15 protein-coding genes and 5 tRNA genes are annotated in these 20035 nt (G+C 52.3%); 18 read left to right on the forward strand and 2 right to left on the reverse strand.

The genetic code is table 11. From position 1 onward, the window contains the following. Positions 1-99: 99 nt before the first annotated feature. From EZ315_RS06185 to EZ315_RS06270, 18 genes are all read left to right on the forward strand, one after another. Positions 100-642, forward strand: coding sequence for a beta-class carbonic anhydrase (locus tag EZ315_RS06185; protein WP_135471313.1), 543 nt, complete (start codon positions 100-102; stop codon positions 640-642). Between the two features lie 157 nt (positions 643-799). Further along, positions 800-1273, forward strand: coding sequence for an Lrp/AsnC family transcriptional regulator (locus EZ315_RS06190; protein WP_135471314.1), 474 nt, complete (start codon positions 800-802; stop codon positions 1271-1273). A gap of 198 nt (positions 1274-1471) precedes the next feature. After that, positions 1472-1545: transfer RNA gene (locus EZ315_RS06195), tRNA-Thr, on the forward strand. Positions 1546-1567: 22 nt separating this feature from the next. Next, positions 1568-1650, forward strand: a tRNA-Tyr gene (locus tag EZ315_RS06200). A gap of 12 nt (positions 1651-1662) precedes the next feature. Further along, positions 1663-1738 (forward strand) — tRNA-Gly (locus EZ315_RS06205). A 20-nt stretch (positions 1739-1758) separates the two neighbouring features. Then, positions 1759-1833, forward strand: a tRNA-Thr gene (locus EZ315_RS06210). Positions 1834-1925: 92 nt separating this feature from the next. Then, positions 1926-3110 (forward strand): elongation factor Tu, encoded by a 1185-nt coding sequence (gene tuf, locus EZ315_RS06215; RefSeq protein ID WP_135471315.1) that lies wholly within the window; start codon positions 1926-1928, stop codon positions 3108-3110. Between the two features lie 94 nt (positions 3111-3204). Further along, a tRNA-Trp gene (locus tag EZ315_RS06220) sits at positions 3205-3277 on the forward strand. 16 nt (positions 3278-3293) lie between these two features. Next, complete coding sequence (gene secE / locus EZ315_RS06225) at positions 3294-3494, forward strand: preprotein translocase subunit SecE (protein ID WP_135471316.1); 201 nt, start codon at positions 3294-3296, stop codon at positions 3492-3494. Positions 3495-3518: 24 nt separating this feature from the next. Further along, a complete protein-coding gene (gene nusG, locus EZ315_RS06230; protein ID WP_135471317.1) occupies positions 3519-4070 on the forward strand; it encodes a transcription termination/antitermination protein NusG in 552 nt (183 codons plus the stop codon). Between the two features lie 230 nt (positions 4071-4300). Continuing rightward, the gene (gene rplK, locus EZ315_RS06235; RefSeq protein ID WP_135471318.1) at positions 4301-4744 is read left to right on the forward strand and encodes a 50S ribosomal protein L11; all 444 of its coding nucleotides are present in this window, start codon (positions 4301-4303) and stop codon (positions 4742-4744) included. 12 nt (positions 4745-4756) lie between these two features. Beyond that, complete coding sequence (gene rplA / locus EZ315_RS06240) at positions 4757-5452, forward strand: 50S ribosomal protein L1 (protein WP_135471319.1); 696 nt, start codon at positions 4757-4759, stop codon at positions 5450-5452. A gap of 24 nt (positions 5453-5476) precedes the next feature. Continuing rightward, positions 5477-6007, forward strand: coding sequence for a 50S ribosomal protein L10 (rplJ, locus tag EZ315_RS06245; RefSeq protein ID WP_135471320.1), 531 nt, complete (start codon positions 5477-5479; stop codon positions 6005-6007). 59 nt (positions 6008-6066) lie between these two features. Continuing rightward, positions 6067-6441, forward strand: coding sequence for a 50S ribosomal protein L7/L12 (gene rplL, locus EZ315_RS06250; RefSeq protein WP_135471321.1), 375 nt, complete (start codon positions 6067-6069; stop codon positions 6439-6441). A gap of 280 nt (positions 6442-6721) precedes the next feature. Then, positions 6722-10537 carry a DNA-directed RNA polymerase subunit beta gene (rpoB, locus tag EZ315_RS06255; protein WP_135471322.1) on the forward strand — a complete coding sequence of 1272 codons (3816 nt, stop codon included), beginning with the start codon at positions 6722-6724 and terminating at the stop codon, positions 10535-10537. Between the two features lie 33 nt (positions 10538-10570). After that, a complete protein-coding gene (rpoC, locus tag EZ315_RS06260) occupies positions 10571-14896 on the forward strand; it encodes a DNA-directed RNA polymerase subunit beta' (protein ID WP_135471323.1) in 4326 nt (1441 codons plus the stop codon). 325 nt (positions 14897-15221) lie between these two features. Then, positions 15222-16514 (forward strand): sodium:proton antiporter NhaD, encoded by a 1293-nt coding sequence (gene nhaD, locus EZ315_RS06265; RefSeq protein WP_135471324.1) that lies wholly within the window; start codon positions 15222-15224, stop codon positions 16512-16514. A gap of 153 nt (positions 16515-16667) precedes the next feature. Next, a complete protein-coding gene (locus EZ315_RS06270) occupies positions 16668-17288 on the forward strand; it encodes a hypothetical protein (protein WP_135471325.1) in 621 nt (206 codons plus the stop codon). 114 nt (positions 17289-17402) lie between these two features. Here the strand turns inward: EZ315_RS06270 and EZ315_RS06275 are convergent, their stop codons facing one another. After that, positions 17403-18578, reverse strand: coding sequence for a TlpA disulfide reductase family protein (locus EZ315_RS06275; protein ID WP_135471326.1), 1176 nt, complete (start codon positions 18576-18578; stop codon positions 17403-17405). Positions 18579-18599: 21 nt separating this feature from the next. Continuing rightward, complete coding sequence (locus tag EZ315_RS06280) at positions 18600-20018, reverse strand: RagB/SusD family nutrient uptake outer membrane protein (protein WP_135471327.1); 1419 nt, start codon at positions 20016-20018, stop codon at positions 18600-18602. Between the last annotated feature and the right edge of the window lie 17 nt (positions 20019-20035).

Genomic DNA, 20035 nt, shown 5'->3' on the forward strand with positions numbered 1-20035 from the left:
TGTCAAGAGGTTGGGTGCGGCTCTGAATTAAAATGAGACAAATATGCGAATTTTAGTGAATAAATAGCTAATTTTGCGGTTGAAAAAATGCAATTTGTTATGATTGAGGAAATTTTGAAGCATAATTGTGAGTTTGTGGCGCAGAAAGGGTATGAGAAGTTTGCAACCTCGAAGTATCCTGATAAGAAGATCGCCATAGTTACTTGTATGGACACTCGGCTTGTGGAGCTTCTTCCGGCGGCTTTGGGGCTGCGCAACGGAGATGTTAAGATAATCAAGAATGCCGGCGGGACAATCACCAATCCTTTCGACTCGACCATGCGTTCGCTGCTTGTCGCGGTGTATGAGCTTGGGGTGAACGAGATTATGGTGATAGGGCACACCGGCTGCGGAGTGCAGGGGATGAATGCTGCGGAGATGCTTCACCTGATGCGTGAGCGCGGGGTGAGTGAGGAGCATATCTCGCTGATGAGGCATTGCGGCATAGATCTTGACAGCTGGTTGCATGGTTTTGAGGACACGGATGCCGCTGTGGCTGAGACTATGGACCTGATACGCAATCATCCGCTCATGGCGCAGGATGTCAAGGTGGGCGGCTATATAATGGATTCGCTCACAGGTGAGCTGAGGGTGGTAGGATAGCGGCTTGGCGGTGTTATTTTTTTGAGAGGTGTTCGTTTTGCTGCGAATATTATGATGGAAATGGTTTGTCGGAGATTGAAAATTTAATTATATTTGCATGTGCAAATTTTAGATATTTTAAAATAGTAATCGTTGAATTCTAATAATCGAGAAAAAAATGGCTATCGCGCTTGACCGGCTTGACGAGACCGATATCAAGATACTCCGCCTGCTTCAGCAGAACGCTCGCCTCACGCTTAAGGAGATCGGCGCGCAGGTGAATCTGTCGTCCACTCCTGTGTATGAGCGTTTCAGGCGGCTGGAACGCGAGGGCTATATCAAGGCCTATGTGACAGTTCTTGACGAGGAGAAGCTCAACATGGGCTTCACTGCATATTGCAGTGTGACGCTCAAGCAGCAGAACAAGGCTAATGCCAAGGAGTTTGCCGATGTCATCATGGGATTGCAGGAGGTGACGGAGTGCTACAATATTTCGGGGCGGTTTGATTATCTGGTCAAGATACAGGTGCCGAGCATGAAGGCTTACAGGGAATTTGTCATGAATGTCCTTGGCTGTCTTGAGTATGTAGCCTCGTTCGAGTCGACTTTTGTGATGGACGAGGTGAAGCACGAATTCGGCATATCTATATAGGTGCCCTGCTCAGGGGCTGTTTTGACAAGGGTTCTTTGTGGATGGCAGAAGGACTGAAAAAGAGGCTGTTCCGTAGGTGGTGCGAAAAATAATGCAAAAAAGTTGCGAAAATATTTGCATGGTAAAATTATTCGTTGTAATTTTGCATCGCAATTGAGAAACAGAACTGCTCTTGATTGCTGAGAACATAGAATTATTGCCTCTTTAGCTCAGTTGGCCAGAGCACGTGATTTGTAATCTCGGGGTCGTTGGTTCGAATCCGACAAGAGGCTCAACTAAAGTGTTAGGAAATTAGGGCGAATACCAGAGTGGCCAAATGGGGCAGACTGTAAATCTGCTGGTTTATACCTTCGGTGGTTCGAATCCATCTTCGCCCACTACTAATTTCTGCGGAAGTAGCTCAGTTGATAGAGCATCAGCCTTCCAAGCTGAGGGTCGCGAGTTTGAGCCTCGTCTTCCGCTCCATTTTCCCATCAAGACGCAATGCCAATGTAGCTCAGGGGTAGAGCACTTCCTTGGTAAGGAAGAGGTCGCGGGTTCAAATCCCGCCATCGGCTCCATCTCACCCTGAATGACAGCCCCGGTAGTGCTTTACGCTATCGTGGCGTCTTGTTGAAAACGCAATCATTAATCAAGCAATAATAGCAAAGTTATGGCAAAAGAAAAATTCGAAAGAACGAAGCCGCATGTTAACATCGGTACTATCGGTCACGTTGACCATGGCAAGACTACTCTTACCGCAGCCATCACCACAGTGCTCGCAAAGAACGGTCTTTCTGAGGTTAAGTCATTCGATCAGATCGACAACGCGCCCGAGGAGAAAGAGCGTGGTATCACAATCAATACCTCTCACGTAGAGTACGAGACCGCTAACCGTCACTATGCACACGTTGACTGTCCGGGTCACGCTGACTACGTGAAGAACATGGTCACCGGTGCCGCTCAGATGGACGGTGCTATCATCGTAGTTGCTGCGACTGACGGTCCTATGCCCCAGACTCGCGAGCACATCCTTCTCGCTCGTCAGGTGAACGTTCCTCGTCTTGTTGTATTCCTCAACAAGTGCGACATGGTTGACGACGAAGAGATGTTCGACCTCGTTGAAATGGAAATGCGTGATCTTCTTTCGTCTTACGAATATGACGGCGACAATACTCCTATCATCCGCGGTTCTGCTCTTGGTGCTCTCAATGGCGAGCCCCAGTGGGAAGAGAAGGTTATGGAGCTCATGGCAGCTGTTGACAGCTGGATTCCCCTGCCTCCCCGCGACATCGACAAGCCCTTCCTTATGCCTGTTGAGGACGTGTTCTCAATCACCGGTCGTGGTACAGTTGCTACCGGTCGTATCGAGACTGGTATCGTGAAGGTAGGTGACGAAGTTCAGATCATGGGTCTTGGTGCCGACATGAAGTCAGTAGTTACCGGTGTCGAGATGTTCCGCAAGCTTCTTGATCAGGGTGAAGCAGGTGACAACGTAGGTCTCCTCCTCCGTGGTATCGACAAGAAGGACATCAAGCGCGGTATGGTAATCTGTCACCCTGGTGTCGTTAAGCCCCACAGCAAGTTCAAAGCTTCTGTCTACATCCTCAAGAAAGAGGAAGGTGGCCGTCACACTCCTTTCCACAACCACTATCGTCCCCAGTTCTACATCCGTACACTTGACGTTACCGGTGAGATCACTCTCCCCGAAGGTGTAGAGATGGTAATGCCCGGTGACCACGTTGAGATCAACGTTGAGCTCATCAACCCGGTAGCTTGTGACGCAGGTCTGCGTTTCGCTATCCGTGAGGGCGGACGTACCGTAGGTTCAGGTCAGATCACCGAGATCCTTGAATAATACTCCGGTATTAACTCGATAAACCTCATAAGAGACCGGCTCCGCTGAGAGGCGTGCCATAATTGACTTCCAGTCGGACCGGTTTCTTTCATATACGGGAATAGCTCAGTCGGTAGAGCACTGGTCTCCAAAACCAGGTGTCGGGAGTTCGAGCCTCTCTTCCCGTGCTAAAAACAGACGCAAATGAGTAAACTTAAACTGCTTACGGATATCGAGGAGTCATATACCGAGCTCAGGTATAAGACTTCTTGGCCCACCAAGACCCAGCTGATCAAGAGCGCGGTAATCGTGCTTGTCGCTTCCATCATCATAGCAGCGATTATCTTTGTGATGGATCAGGTGGTCGACACCATTATGCACTTTATCTACTCACTCGGACAGTAAACCCCTATCTGGTAAATCACGGCAATGGCTGAAGAATTGAAGAAAGCTTGGTATGTGCTTCGCGCCATCTCAGGTAAAGAAGCTAAGGTAAAAGAGGTGCTTGACGGAGCTATCCGCAACACCGGCCTCGGCGACTACGTCTTTCAGGTGCTGATACCTACCGAGAAGGTTATGTCGGTGAAGAATGGTAAGAAGGTCGTTAAGGAGAAGAACCTCTACTCCGGTTACGTCTTCGTTGAGTGCATTCTTACGGGCGAGGTACTCTATGAGCTCCGCAATACCACAAATGTTATCGACTTCCTGCGCGGACGCGGCAAGGATGCTGCGCCCGAGTCGTTGCGTGAGTCGGAGGTGCGCCGCATGCTCGGTGCAGCCGATGATATGCTCGACGGTGTGGATGACGGCAATGACTACATGGTAGGCGAGGCTGTAAAGGTGACCGCCGGTCCGTTCTCAGGGTTTGACGGAATCATCGAGGAGGTCAATCGTGAGAAGAAGAAGCTCAAGGTGATGGTCAAGATCTTCGGGCGCAAAACACCGCTCGAACTTGAGAATTCGCAGGTAGTGCGTGAATAATTATCGCGCGGTCGCCGTAGCCGCTCTCGGCAACATGCTCATATCATCAACCCCTTCCGTGGCACGCAAGTGACAAGGGAGAGGATGAGTGTGTGAGAGGACTCGGCACCACGGGAGATGTCACAGCAATGGAAGGACGCGGAGACATTGGTTACGCATAGTCGCCCGCTGGCATCTGTTAGAGATGGCATCGTTTTAACCGAATCATTAACAAAAAATTTAGATTTATCATGGCTAAAGAAATTGCTGGACAGATCAAATTGCAAATCAAGGGAGGTGCAGCAAACCCCTCTCCTCCAGTTGGTCCTGCCCTCGGTTCGAAGGGTATCAACATCATGGAGTTTTGCAAGCAATTCAATGCCCGCACCCAGGACAAGGCCGGCAAGGTGCTCCCTGTAGTAATCACTTATTACACCGACAAGAGCTTTGACTTCGTAGTCAAGACTCCTCCTGTCGCCATCCAGCTCCTTGAGGTATCCAAGGTGAAGAGCGGTTCCGCTCAGCCCAACCGTAAGAAGGTTGCCGAGATCACCTGGGACCAGGTAAAGGCTATTGCTGAGGACAAAATGCCCGATTTGAACTGTTTCAACGTTGCATCGGCAATGCGTATGGTTGCCGGTACTGCCAGAAGCATGGGTATCACCGTGAAAGGAACATTCCCCGAAAACATTTAATCTTCAATTGACATGACTAAACTGACCAAAAATCAAAAGATTGCCCAGGAGAAGGTTGAAGCAGGGAAAACCTACACGCTTGCTGAAGCTGTAGAGCTCGTTAAGGAGATAACCTTCACTAAGTTTGACGCTTCGCTCGACGTGGATGTTCGTCTCGGCGTTGACCCCCGTAAGGCCAACCAGATGGTACGTGGCGTTGTCACACTCCCCAACGGAACAGGCAAGCAGGTGCGCGTGCTCGTGCTCTGCAACTCTGACGCCGAGGCTGCCGCTAAGGCTGCCGGTGCTGACTACGTAGGCCTTGATGAGTACATTGATAAGATCAAGGGCGGATGGACCGACATTGATGTCATCATCACCCAGCCCGCTATCATGGGTAAGATCGGAGCTCTCGGCCGTATCCTCGGTCCCCGTGGTCTGATGCCTAACCCTAAGAGCGGAACTGTGACTGTCGACGTCGCTAAGGCTGTCGAGGAGGTCAAGAAGGGTAAGATCGACTTCAAGGTTGACAAGAACGGCATCGTTCACTCTTCCGTAGGCAAGGTGTCGTTTGACGCTCAGGCTGCGCGTGAGAATGTCCGCGAGTTTATCAACACTCTTATCAAGCTCAAGCCCGCTACCGCAAAGGGTACCTACATCAAGAGCATTTATCTTTCGAGCACCATGAGTCCGGGCATCAAGATCGACCCCAAGTCGATTGATGAGTAATCCATCTAAAGCTGACTGAACAAAATGAAAAAGGAAGATAAAATCATAGCTATCCAGAACATAGCCAAGACTATCCAGGAGTATGGCTGCTTCTATCTCGTAGAGACCGCCGGTCTTGACGCAGAAAAGACCACAGCCCTTCGCCGTGCCTGCAACAATGCAGAGGTGAAGCTTATGGTAGTCAAGAACACCCTGCTCCACAAGGCTCTTGAGAGCCTCGAAGGTGACTACTCAGAGCTTTACGGAGCTCTCCACGGATCAACTTCGCTGATGCTCAGCAATGTGGGCAATGCGCCCGCAAAGCTCATCAAGGAGTTCGTAAAGGGTGACAAGGACGCTAAGCTCCCCGCCTTCAAGGCCGCTTATGTAGAGGAGACAGTTTACGTAGGTGCCGACCAGCTCAGCACACTCGAAGCTATCAAGAGCAAGAACGAGCTCATCGCCGATGTCATCGCTCTTCTCCAGTCCCCCGCCAAGAATGTTGTTTCCGGCCTCCAGTCCGGTGCCAACAAGCTTCATGGCATCCTTGAGACTCTCTCTCAGAAAGAGGCTTAGTCTCAACCAACAATTCATCATTCAACACAAAACAAAAACAACAAAACATCAATACAATCATGGCAGATCTCAAAGCTTTTGCAGAACAACTCGTTAATCTCACCGTTAAGGAAGTAAACGAACTCGCTCAGATCCTCAAGGACGAGTACGGTATCGAACCCGCAGCTGCAGCTGTAGCAGTAGCAGCAGGTCCCGCAGCAGGTGCTCCCGCAGCTGAGGAAAAGACCTCATTTGACGTTGTCCTCAAGTCAGCTGGCGCAAGCAAGCTCGCTGTTGTTAAGCTCGTTAAGGAACTCACCGGTCTCGGTCTCAAGGAGGCTAAGGAGATGGTTGACGGCGCACCCTCTGTTCTTAAGGAAGGCATGGCTAAGGCCGACGCTGAGGGTCTCAAGAAGCAGCTCGAAGAGGCTGGCGCAGAGGTTGAGCTCAAATAAGCTTTCACCATCCGATAATAAGTCGCGCACCGGGGCTCGCGTAGCCGCTTAGCGCGTGACATTCGCAATTAATAAGGTTAAGATTCACCTATGGGTGTCTCTTAACCTGTTTGCGTTAAGACACCCCTCCTTTGATTAAAAAATCATAAATAATTATATTTATAAATAAAAGTTAAGCGTAAAGTCCTCTTTTGGGAGGCTTGAAACAGGTATATTCGCTGAGACATTGCGATTTAGGCTTAAACTTAGAGTTAAATATAGTTAAACAGATAATTTTTAGATGTCAGACACCAAAGCCATCAAGCCGCGCGTAAACTTTGCGACGGTCAAAAATCCCCTCCCTTACCCCGACTTCCTGGAGGTGCAGCTGAAGTCCTTTCAGGATTTCCTTCAGCTCGACACTCCCCCGGAGAAGCGTAACAACGAGGGTCTCTACAATGTGTTTGCCGAGAACTTCCCCATCGCTGACACCCGCAACAACTTTGTGTTAGAGTTCCTCGACTACTACATCGACCCCCCGCGTTACACTATCGACGAGTGTCTGGAGCGCGGACTCACCTACAGTGTGCCCCTCAAGGCGAAACTCAAGCTCTATTGCACCGACCCTGACCACGAGGACTTCGCCACTGTGATCCAGGATGTGTATCTTGGAGCCATCCCCTATATGACCGACAAGGGCACCTTTGTGATCAACGGTGCCGAGCGTGTAGTGGTGTCGCAGCTTCACCGTTCGCCCGGTGTGTTCTTCGGACAGAGCACCCATGCCAACGGCACCAAGCTCTACAGCGCGCGTATCATCCCCTTCCGCGGAAGCTGGATAGAGTTTGCGACTGACATCAACAACGTGATGTATGCTTACATCGACCGTAAGAAAAAACTCCCTGTGACCACTCTGCTCCGTGCCATCGGACTTGAGAGCGACAAGGACATCATCGAGATCTTCGGTCTCGCCGAGGAGGTTAAGGTCAACAAGACCAATCTCAAGAAGGCTGTGGGCCGCAAGCTCGCTGCACGTGTCCTCAAGACATGGGCCGAGGACTTCGTGGACGAGGATACCGGCGAGGTTGCCTCCATTGAGCGTAACGAGGTAATTCTCGACCGCGAGAGCGTCATTGAGGAGGAGGATATCGAAAACATTCTCAACTCAGGGGTGCAGACCATACTCCTGCACAAGGAAGATGCCAACACCACTGACTACAAGATAATATTCAACACTCTCCAGAAGGATGCCACCAACTCTGAGAAGGAGGCTATCCAGTACATCTACAGGCAGCTGCGCAACGCCGAGCCGCCGGATGACGCAAGCGCGCGCGAGGTGATCATCAACCTTTTCTTCTCGGAGAAGCGTTACGACCTCGGCGAAGTGGGCCGTTACCGCATCAACAAGAAGCTCGGGCTCACCACATCGATGGATGTCAAGGTCCTCACAAAGGAGGATATCATCGCCATCATCAAGTATCTTATCGAGCTTATCAACTCCAAGACTGATGTCGACGATATCGACCACCTGAGCAACCGCCGTGTGCGCACTGTCGGCGAGCAGCTCTATAACCAGTTCGGTGTAGGTCTGGCACGTATGTCCCGCACCATCCGCGAGCGCATGAATGTGCGCGACAATGAGGTGTTCACCCCCATCGATCTTATCAACGCCAAGACCATTTCGAGCGTAATCAATTCGTTCTTCGGCACCAACGCCTTGTCGCAGTTCATGGACCAGACCAACCCTCTGGCGGAGATTACTCACAAGCGTCGTCTGTCGGCACTCGGTCCCGGCGGTCTGTCACGTGAGCGTGCCGGATTCGAGGTGCGTGACGTTCACTATACCCATTACGGACGTCTTTGTCCGATCGAGACCCCTGAAGGACCTAACATCGGTCTTATATCCTCGCTCTGCGTGTATGCCAAGATCAATGATCTCGGTTTCATCGAGACCCCTTACCGCGAGGTGAAGGACGGCAGGGTCGACCTCAACAACGACGACATCGTGTACATGACCGCTGAAGTCGAGGAGGGCAAGATCATTGCGCAGGGTAACGCTCCTGTCGATGACGAGGGCAACTTCATCAACGACCGCGTGAAGGCTCGTATGGACGCCGACTTCCCCATCGTGGCTCCCGACCAGGTGGAGCTTATGGATGTGTCGCCCGCCCAGATCGCATCGATCGCGGCATCGCTCATCCCGTTCCTTGAGCATGACGACGCTAACCGTGCGCTCATGGGATCAAACATGATGCGCCAGGCTGTGCCCCTTATGCGCAGCGAGAGCCCCATAGTCGGCACTGGTATCGAGGGTCAGCTCATCCGCGACTCGCGTACCCAGATCATGGCTGAGGGTGCAGGTGTGATTGAGTTTGTCGATGCCACTGTGATCCGCATCCGTTATGACCGTACCGAGGAGGAGGAGTTCGTAGCGTTCGAGGACAGCGTGAAGGAATATCACCTGCCCAAGTTCCGCAAGACCAACCAGAGCACCACGATCGACCTGCGTCCGATATGCAACAAGGGTCAGCGTGTGCAGAGGGGCGACATACTCACCGAGGGTTACTCCACCGAGAAGGGCGAGCTCGCTCTCGGACGCAACCTCAAGGTGGCGTTCATGCCCTGGAAGGGTTACAACTATGAGGACGCCATCGTGCTCAACGAGCGTGTGGTCAAGGAGGATATACTCACCTCAGTCCATGTGGACGACTTCACCCTTGAAGTCCGCGAGACCAAGCGCGGTATGGAGGAACTCACATCCGACATCCCCAACGTCAGCGAGGATGCCACAAAGGACCTTGACGAGCGCGGCATAGTGCGCGTGGGTGCCCACATCATCCCGGGTGACATCATGATCGGTAAGATCACACCCAAGGGAGAGAGCGATCCTACACCTGAGGAGAAGCTGCTCCGCGCCATCTTCGGCGATAAGGCTGGCGATGTGAAGGACGCATCCCTCAAGGCATCACCCTCACTCAAGGGTGTTGTGATCGGTACTCATCTCTACCAGAAGGCTGAGAAGAAGAAGACCAAGAAGGCATCGAGCGCAGTGCTCCCCAAACTCGACGAGGAGTATGAGGAACGTCAGAGCAGCCTCAAGGATGTCCTAGTCAAGAAACTCATGACACTCACCGACGGAAAGACCTCGCAGGGTGTCAAGGACTTCCTCGGCAGCGACATCATACCCAAGGGTGCCAAGTTTGCGGCTGGAACACTCAAGGAGATCGACTACGATACCATCAATCTGTCGAAGTGGACTTCCGATGCCCATAAGAACGACCTTATCCGCGCCACAATAGTCAACTATCTGCGCAAGAGCAAGGAGATCGAGGCTGCACACCGCCGCAAGAAGTATGACATCTCGATAGGCGATGATCTGCCCTCGGGAATCATGAAGCTCGCCAAGGTCTACGTGGCAAAGAAACGTAAGATCAGCGTGGGTGACAAGATGGCGGGACGTCACGGCAACAAGGGTATCGTATCGCGCATCGTGCGTCAGGAGGATATGCCATTCCTCGCCGACGGTACTCCGGTGGATATCGTGCTCAACCCTCTGGGTGTGCCTTCACGTATGAACCTCGGCCAGATATTCGAGACAGTGCTCGGATGGGCCGGACGTGAGCTCGGCGAGAAGTTTGCCACACCTATCTTCGACGGAGCCACCCTTGAGAACCTCAACGAGTGGACCGACAAGGCAGGAATCCCCCGCTACGGAAAGACCTATCTCTACGACGGTGGCACCGGCGAGCGTTTCGACCAGCCTGCGACCGTGGGAGTAATCTATATGCTTAAGCTCGGTCACATGGTCGAGGACAAGATGCACGCACGTTCCATCGGTCCGTACTCGCTCATCACCCAGCAGCCTCTCGGCGGTAAAGCCCAGTTCGGCGGACAGCGTTTCGGAGAGATGGAGGTATGGGCACTTGAGGCATTCGGTGCGTCACATGTGCTCCAGGAGATCATCACCGTCAAGAGTGATGACGTCACCGGACGATCCAAGACCTACGAGGCTATCGTCAAGGGCGAGCCTATGCCGGCAGCCGGCATCCCCGAGTCGCTCAACGTGCTCCTCCACGAGCTCCGCGGTCTCGGACTCAGCATCAAGCTTGAGCAGTAACACTTTTTGATAATCGATATCCATAATATATATATGGCTTTTAGAAAAGACAACAAACAGAAAACCGGATTCTCGAAGATCTCCATCGGACTTGCATCCCCCGAGGAGATTTTAGAGCAGTCAAGCGGCGAAGTGCTGAAACCTGAGACCATCAACTACCGCACCTACAAGCCCGAGCGCGACGGTCTGTTCTGCGAGGCAATCTTCGGTCCTGTCAAGGACTACGAGTGCCATTGCGGAAAGTACAAGCGCATACGTTACAAGGGCATCACTTGCGACCGTTGTAAGGTGGAGGTCACAGAGAAGAAGGTACGCCGTGAGCGCATGGGTCACATCAAGCTCGTTGTGCCTGTGGCTCATATCTGGTACTTCCGTTCACTCCCCAATAAGATAGGTTATCTCCTTGGACTGCCTTCCAAGAAGCTCGATGCGGTGATCTACTACGAGCGTTATGTGGTGATCAATCCGGGAGCTGCTGCCGAACTCAATCCCGAGAAGCCGGTGGCAAGGCTCGACCTTCTCACTGAGGAGGAGTACTTCGATATCGTTGACCATCTCCCACGTGAGAACCAGATGCTTGAGGACGGACACCCCGACAAGTTCGTTGCCAAGATGGGTGCCGAGGCTATCTACGATCTTCTCAGGGAGATCAACCTCGACGACCTCTCCTATGCACTGCGCGACCAGGCTAACGCCAAGGGATCGCAGCAGTGTAAGACCGAGGCCCTGAAGCGTCTACAGGTAGTGGAGTCGTTCCGTGCGTCACGCGACCGCAACAAGCCCGAGTGGATGATACTCCAGGCTGTGCCTGTGATTCCGCCCGAGCTGCGTCCTCTCGTGCCTCTGGATGGCGGACGTTTCGCCACATCCGACCTCAACGACCTCTACCGCCGTGTCATCATACGTAACAACCGTCTGAAGCGACTCATCGAGATCAAGGCTCCTGAAGTGATCCTCCGCAACGAAAAGCGTATGCTCCAGGAGGCAGTGGACTCACTTCTCGACAACTCGCGAAAGTCGTCGGCTGTCAAGACCGAGGCAAACCGTCCTCTCAAGTCGCTCTCCGACTCGCTCAAAGGCAAGCAGGGCCGTTTCCGCCAGAATCTTCTCGGTAAGCGTGTCGACTATTCCGCTCGTTCGGTAATCGTCGTTGGTCCCGAGCTCAAGATGCACGAGTGCGGTATACCCAAATACATGGCGGCCGAGCTTTACAAGCCGTTTGTGATCCGCAAGCTCATCGAGCGTGGCATTGTGAAGACTGTCAAGAGTGCCAAGAAGATTGTCGACCGCAAGGAACCTGTGGTATGGGATATCCTTGAATATGTGATGAAGGGTCATCCTGTGCTCCTCAACCGAGCCCCGACACTTCACCGTCTCGGTATCCAGGCATTCCAGCCCAAGATGATCGAGGGTAAGGCAATCCAGCTCCACCCGCTCGCATGTACCGCGTTCAACGCCGACTTCGACGGTGACCAGATGGCTGTGCACCTCCCGCTCGGCAATGAGGCTGTCCTTGAGGCTCAGCTCCTCATGCTCGGATCGCACAACATCCTCAACCCCGCCAACGGCGCGCCTATCACCGTGCCTTCACAGGACATGGTGCTCGGTCTCTACTATATCACCAAGCTCCGTAACGGTGACAAGGGTGAGGGACTCAAGTTCTACGGTCCTGAAGAAGCCGAGATCGCCTACAACGAGGGCCGTGTCACTCTTCACGCTCCCATATCGGTAGTGGTCGATGACATAGACGAGCAAGGCAACCCCTGCAAGCGTCTTGTCGAGAACACTTCTGTAGGCCGTGTGCTTGTCAACCAGTATGTGCCCAAGGAGATCGGCTACGTCAATGAGATCCTCTCAAAGAAGTCTCTGCGTACCATCATATCCAAGGTCATCAAATATTGCGGTATACCTCGTTCTGCCAAGTTCCTTGACGATATCAAGAACCTCGGTTACTACATGGCGTTCAAGGGAGGCCTGTCGTTCAACCTCGGTGACGTGCTTATACCTGCCGAGAAGGAGGAATATGTACGCGAAGGATACGAGCAGGTCAATGAAGTGATGAGCAACTATTCTATGGGCTTCATCACCAACAACGAACGTTACAACCAGATCATCGACATCTGGACTCACGTCAACTCCCGTCTCGCCGACACTCTCATGAAGCAGATGAAGGAGGACCAGCAGGGCTTCAACTCTGTGTATATGATGCTCGATTCAGGTGCGCGTGGTTCTAAGGACCAGATCCGTCAGCTCTCCGGTATGCGTGGTCTTATGGCGAAACCTCAGAAGAGCGGTGCCGAAGGTGGTCAGATCATCGAGAACCCGATTCTTGCGAACTTCAAGGAGGGTCTGTCGGTGCTTGAGTACTTCATCTCTACCCACGGTGCCCGTAAGGGTCTTGCCGACACCGCGCTTAAGACCGCCGATGCCGGTTACCTTACCCGCCGTCTTGTCGACGTGGCTCACGATGTCATCATCAATGAGGAGGACTGCGGAACTCTCCGCGGACTTGTGTGCACCGAGATCAAGAACAACGACGAAGTTGTGGCTTCGCTCGGCGAGCGCATACTCGGACGCGTATCCGTCCACGACATCATCGATCCTACCAATGGAGAGGTCATCGTGGAGGCCGGCGAAGAGATCAACGACGCGGCAGCCGACCGCATCAACGCCTCACCGATCGAGTCAGTCGAGATTCGTTCAGTGCTCACCTGTGAGTCCAAGCGCGGAGTGTGTGCCAAGTGTTATGGCCGTAACCTCGCTACTCACCGCATGGTGCAGATGGGCGAGGCTGTCGGTGTGATCGCGGCTCAGTCGATCGGCGAGCCCGGTACACAGCTTACCCTCCGTACATTCCACGTCGGTGGTGTGGCTTCTAACATCGCAGCCGTCAACTCTATCACCTCACGCTACGACGGTGTGCTTGAGATTGACGAGCTCCGCACAGTGCGCACCGACGAGGTTGACGCCAAGGGCCGAAATGTAGAGGTGGTGATAGGTCGACTCGCAGAGATGCGTATCGTGGACCCAACAACCAAGATGATGCTCACCAACGCCAACATACCTTACGGTGCCAAGCTCTACTTCGATAATGAGGCAAGTGTCACCAAGGGTGATGTGATATGCGAATGGGACCCCTTCAACGCTGTCATTGTCAGCGAAGTGGGAGGTAAGGTCCGTTATTCCAACCTTGAGGAGAACATCACTTACCGCGTGGAGGCGGACGAGCAGACCGGTATCCGCGAGAAGATCGTGATCGAGTCCAAGGAGCGCGGCAAGGTGCCCGAGGCAAATATCGTGGACGCTTCCGGCGAGATCGTCAAGACTTACGCTCTCCCTGTGGGTGCACACCTTATGGTCGAAGAGGACCAGGATGTGAAGGCTGGCGAGATCTTCGTGAAGATACCTCGTGCCACAGGTGGCGCAGGTGACATCACCGGTGGTCTTCCCCGTGTCACCGAGCTTTTCGAGGCACGCAATCCGTCCAATCCCGCCATAGTATCGGAAATCGATGGAGAGGTTCACTTCGGAAAGGTCAAGCGCGGCAACCGCGAGATCGCTGTCACATCCAAGCTCGGCGAGACCAAGAAATATCTCGTGCCCCTGTCAAAGCAGATACTCGTTCAGGAGAACGACTACGTGCGCGCCGGCACACCGCTGTCCGACGGTGCCACCACTCCTGCCGACATCCTTAACATCATGGGCCCGACTGCCGTTCAGGAGTACATCGTAAACGAGGTACAGGATGTGTACCGCATGCAGGGTGTGAAGATCAACGACAAGCACTTCGAAGTGATCGTACGCCAGATGATGCGCAAGGTCAACATCCTTGATCCGGGCGACACCGGCTTCCTTGAGCAGCAGATTGTCGACAAGCGCGACTTCATGGACGAGAACGACCGTATCTGGGGCAAGAAGGTTGTCACCGATGCCGGCGACAGCGAGAATGTCAAGAAGGGTCAGATCATCACGGCACGCAAGCTCCGTGACGAGAACTCTACCCTCAAGCGTCGCGACCTACGTCCTATCGTGGTGCGCGATGCACAGCCCGCGACCTCCGAGCAGATACTTCAGGGTATCACCCGCGCCGCATTGCAGACATCGTCGTTCATGTCGGCTGCTTCGTTCCAGGAGACCACAAAGGTGCTCAACGAGGCTGCAATCAACGGCAAGACCGACTACTTGCAGGGCATGAAGGAGAACGTCATCTGCGGTCACCTCATTCCCGCCGGAACCGGACTCCGCTCCTACGAGCGCATTGTGGTGTCAGGCAAGGACGAATTCACCGATGCATTCAATGAAGCAGCGGAGGCTGAGTCCAGGATCGAGACTCGCGATGTGGAGACCGTGATGCCGTAGGTCTGACAGTTGGATACATAATCCCCTCTCAGGAGGGTGCTAATCCGTGTAATATATATCGGATGGAATCATCAAAATGGGTGATTCCATCCGATTTTTCAGTCTCTTGAATCCAATCCCAATGACAAGGGGCGACGTCGGGATTGACGTTGTCCAGAGGTTTTTTATGATACACAGTGTAATTTAATTCTGAGTTTTAATTATAATTTTTTTGTTATTGTTGGGATAATTGCGACCTTTGCACCAATGTTTCGCCGGGAAGGTCGGACATCCATGAAAACTATCAATATTAATCATCACATCCTTAAATTCAAATCATTACACAATGGTTACCGCAATTGTAATCTTTTTTATCCTCGGATATCTGTGTATCGCTCTTGAGAGCGTGCTGAAAATCAACAAGGCAGTGCCTGCATTGCTTATGTGTGTTGTGTGCTGGACGCTTTATGCCTGCGGTGCTGCGCCTGATGATGTCGACACCTCTTCGCGTCTGCTCCACCATCTTGGCGAGACTTGCGAGATACTGTTCTTCCTTATGGGTGCAATGACTATTGTGGAGATTGTCGATGCCAACGGAGGGTTCTATTTCGTTCAGGATGTCCTTTCCACCAGGAGCAAGCGTGCCTTGCTGTGGCGCATCACGTTCATGACATTTATCCTTTCAGCTATCCTTGATAACCTCACTACGAGTATCGTGATGGTGATGGTGCTCCGAAAACTTGTGGCTGATCCGAAGGACCGTATGCTGTTTGGCGGAATGATCATTATTGCCGCCAATGCCGGTGGTGCGTTTTCGCCGATCGGAGATGTCACTACAATAATGCTTTGGATCAAGGGTATGATATCGACCGGAGGAGTGATAAGCCAGCTGCTTGCTCCGTCGCTTATTGCTGTGGTGGTGTCGGCTCTGTGTACAAGTCTCTATCTCAAGGGCGAGCTTCAGGCTCCGGAGCGCAACGAGGCTCCCGGGCAAGTCGATAACCCTGACCGTATGCTCATCCTGTGTGTGGGTGTGGGAGGTCTGGTGTTTGTGCCCATATTCCGTATGCTCACCGGTCTTGCCCCTTTCATGGGGATTCTTCTCGCTCTCGGTGTGCTGTGGCTCGTAAGCGAATACCGCTGTAACCGCCATGCTCTTTTCTGTGAATCATCTCATCTTAAGGTCACCACACTGTTGTCGCGTATCGATATGGCGACTATCCTGTTTTTCCTCGGTATACTTCTTGCCGTTGCCACTCTTCAGGAGACAGGTGTGCTGTCGGCGTTCGGCAAGTGGCTCAATGATGCGTCAGACGGTAACCATTATCTCGTCACAGGCATTATCGGTGTGGTGTCAAGCATTGTCGACAATGTTCCTCTTGTGGCAGGCTGCATGGATATGTATCCGATTGCTGCATCGGGCGATTTCGGTGTCGACGGTCTGTTCTGGCAGCTCCTCGCTTACTGTGCCGGAGTGGGAGGCTCGATGCTCATCATAGGCTCTGCCGCCGGAGTGGTGGTGATGGGACTGGAGAAGATCAGTTTCGGATGGTATCTGCGCCGTTTCACCTGGATAGCTTTCGTAGGCTATGTGTCGGGTATAGGTGTGTATGCTCTTGAGCATATGCTGTTTATGTGATTGCTCTTGATGTGAAAACGCCGTATAAGAAACCACATCCAGTATGAGGTATTAACAATCTATCCATAGATATTTATGAACATACATAGTTTAAGATACTTCTGTATATTCTGTGTCCTTTGTCCTTGTATATCGTTGGTTGCCGGTTGTGACGTGATAGAATCGGCATCTCCCGAAGTGCTCGGGGATTCGGATTCTGAAGATGCTGATAAGGTGTTCGAGACATCTGACCTGTCGCTCTTCGAGCTTCGTCACCGTGTGAAAAGCGTGCATACGGCGGTGTACTACAATGTGGTGCCCGGAGGTGATTCCGTGGCAGTGGATACTACGGCACGGAATGTTGTGAAAACTGTGGTGTACTTCGATGAGCTCGGCAACTATGTGCCGCGGCGTGACGAGCGTGTGAAGCGTGACAGCCAGGGGCGTATAGTGCGATGGGAGGACCGCCGTCCCAATCTGCGGCGTGTGCACGGAGGGTTTCTCAAGGACACTCTGACCTACAGGCATGTCAGCCCCAATGTGATGCAGTCGTCAGGGATGGGTGACTATGCCATAACGGTGTATGACGATGACCACCGTGTGGTGGGGCAGTACACCGACCCTATAGCTGCCGGGGAACAGTCGGCGGTGTTCAATCTCTACCGTTCGGAGGACAAGCACGGCAACTGGACGGAGCGACTCAGCGTATGGACCACCCAGGCTCCTGGAGCACGTCCGCATGTGTCGTACACTCTCACCAGGAGAGATATAAAATACCATAATAGAAAGCCCTGATATATAGGAGGAAATACAAATAAGGGGTGCCGAATCCAGATTCGACGCCCCTTCTTGATTATTGCTTAAACATTGATGTATGCCTTTGCGCCATCGCGGCGTGGGACATTGGATTTATTCAGCCATTAGCTCATCAACCTTGGCGGCGAGCTCTTCGCCGCGTAGATTCTCTGCCACGAGCCTGCCTTCGCTGTCGACTATATACATGGTAGGCACGGACGATACATGATAGGCATCGGCAATAGTATGGTCAGTGTCGCGGAGATTGATCCATTTCAGGTCCTCCTCTTTTACTGCCTGACGCCATGCGGAGTCGTCCTGGTCAATGGATATGCTCAGCACATCGAATCCGTTGTTCATGTGTTTTTCATAGATGCTCTTTACATTTGGAAGCTCGCGGCGGCATGGACCGCACCAGCTTGCCCAAAAATCGAGCAGGATATATTTCTTTCCGTTGCATGCCGAGGCGAGAGTCACTTCGCTGCCGTTGATGTCGGTCTGTGAGAAGTCAGCCATTTTATCGCCAGGACGTCCTACAGGATACAGTTCCTGAGCCACGAGACGTCCGGCATAAGTGTTTTTCACATCTTCGGGAAATGATTCATACATCTCTCGCTGCTTTGGGGAGAGGTAGGTGACATGGGATATCATGAGGATAGGTCCCCAGAAAGAGTTCTTATTTTCCTCCACGCCTGCATGGAACAATGAGTCGAAGGCTGTGAAGCAGTACTTCTCTGTCGATGACATTTTCTTGAACCCATCGGTGGATTGTATGGAATCAATGGCGGTCTGGTTACGGTCAGCCATAGCTTTGTGCAACTGCTCTATGAGTGTTGCATAGGTGCTCTGATTGGATACCATTATAGAGTCGATGCGATAGCGCGGAGCCATCTTCACGATGTACTCATCAGTGAGTGGTGAGCCTGCCACTGTCACGTCATTGAAGTTATATAGTATTCTGCCGTCACCGCTCTCAGAGGCTGAAACGTTGCCGCTCATATCTATGTCGGCATTCTCAAGGATGAATCGTTTGCTGCCGTAATGGTCCTTGACTGTAAGGAGGCTTGCGATAGGCTCGTCAGTTGTGCCGGTGAATTCAAATTTTCCGTCGATTACCGTGGTTTCAGCCAAAGGAGCTTCCGATGTGTGGGCAAGCGGAATAATGAGGACTACGGTGCTGTCAGGCAGACCCTCGATCTCACCCCTGATGGTGTATACGTCGCTCTTTTCTCCTGAGCAGGATGCAAAAAGCATAGAGCAGAGGAGCGATGTTGTAAATACATGTCTCATATTTCTGTGGATTCGTTACTGTTATTTTGAATTTTGTGTGAGAACTCCGTTGCCTGGGCGGTTGATGGCATTGGCAGGGAACACCATGGTCCAAAGATGTGATGTCGGTGACAGGGTATAGGTCTGCCCGTCGAACTCTTTGGTGAGGGAGCGTGCATAGGTGCCTTCGGCATTGTACCGTTTCATGTCGATGAATGGGATTATCGAATTGATCATCTCATTGTCCTTGGTGCGTCGTATAAGATCTATAGCTTCAGCCTGTGTTGAAGCTATAGACGGGCGGTAATAGTCGGGGTGTATACGTGACTTGCGTACCTTGTCGAGCGTGGCAAGTGCATCGCTGACTGTGGAGCCTCCGGCCTGGCGAGCCTGGCATTCCGCCTTTATGAGATATACTTCGGGAGTGGCGATGCCTGAGAGGTTATAATATCCGGTGAGCATACCCTGGTAATAGGTGTCGGTGGATGAGGTGTATTTCTTCCAACGCACAAGGGATCTCATGTCGCCCTGTTCAAACAGTGATGCGCGTTCCTCGGATATGTTTATGTCATTGCAGGGGTAGTTGGGGTTGCCTTCTCCGGAACAGAACCATAGATTCTCCACGCATGTGTGGGCCATTGGGGATGATATCTTAGTATAGTCCTCCGGATTGTCGATGCGGGTCTTGTACTGGTTGTAGTAGTCGAGCCAGTCGAAGAGGTCGTCCTTGCGCTTAAGAGCTGCATTGGCGTGGGTAAGCGCGGCGTCATAGTCACGCATGGATAGATACACCCTGGCGAGTCCACCCTCTACCGCGGCGCGGTTGGGATGCACGGCAGTCATGGATGTTTCCGGGATGCCAAGTTCGATAGCCTTGTTGAAGTCGGATATCATCTGGTCATACACCTCTTTTACAGATCCCTGATGCCATGGAGTGCCGAGCTCTCCGCTATATATCAAGGGGATTCCTGGAGTTGAGGCGGCTTTCTGCGGATCGTAGGCGTCGGCATAGAAGTTGACAATGTAATAGAGCACGAATGCCCTGATGGCATAGGCATACGACATTACCTCAGCTCTTTCGGCTTCGGTGCATTCCGTGGCTTCCGGCACCTTTTCTATGAGAGTATTGACGATACCGATTATACCATAACCGTTGTTGAACATGTCTTCGGCCGAGGCATTCAGTTCGCATCGGTTGCGGGATTCTTTCCACATGTAGTTGGCTGTGCGCAGATCATCGACATTACGGCAGCTGTTTGCTTCCACGAACTTATCGTTGATCAGATACAGTGCTTGCTGGGATGGTAGATAGTTGACATTGTACTCGTTACGAAGAAGTGCCTCGTAGTCGGCAAGGGTCTTGGGTATACGTATCCCTTTGGGCATTACGTCGATGTAGTTGTCGCAACCTGACAGCACAGATGCGAGAACCAGTAGCGCGGTCAATATATATTTTTTCATGATTTTCATTATTATTT

The sequence above is a fragment of the Duncaniella freteri genome (assembly GCF_004766125.1).
In the GTDB taxonomy this organism is placed as follows: Bacteria; Bacteroidota; Bacteroidia; order Bacteroidales; family Muribaculaceae; genus Duncaniella; species Duncaniella freteri.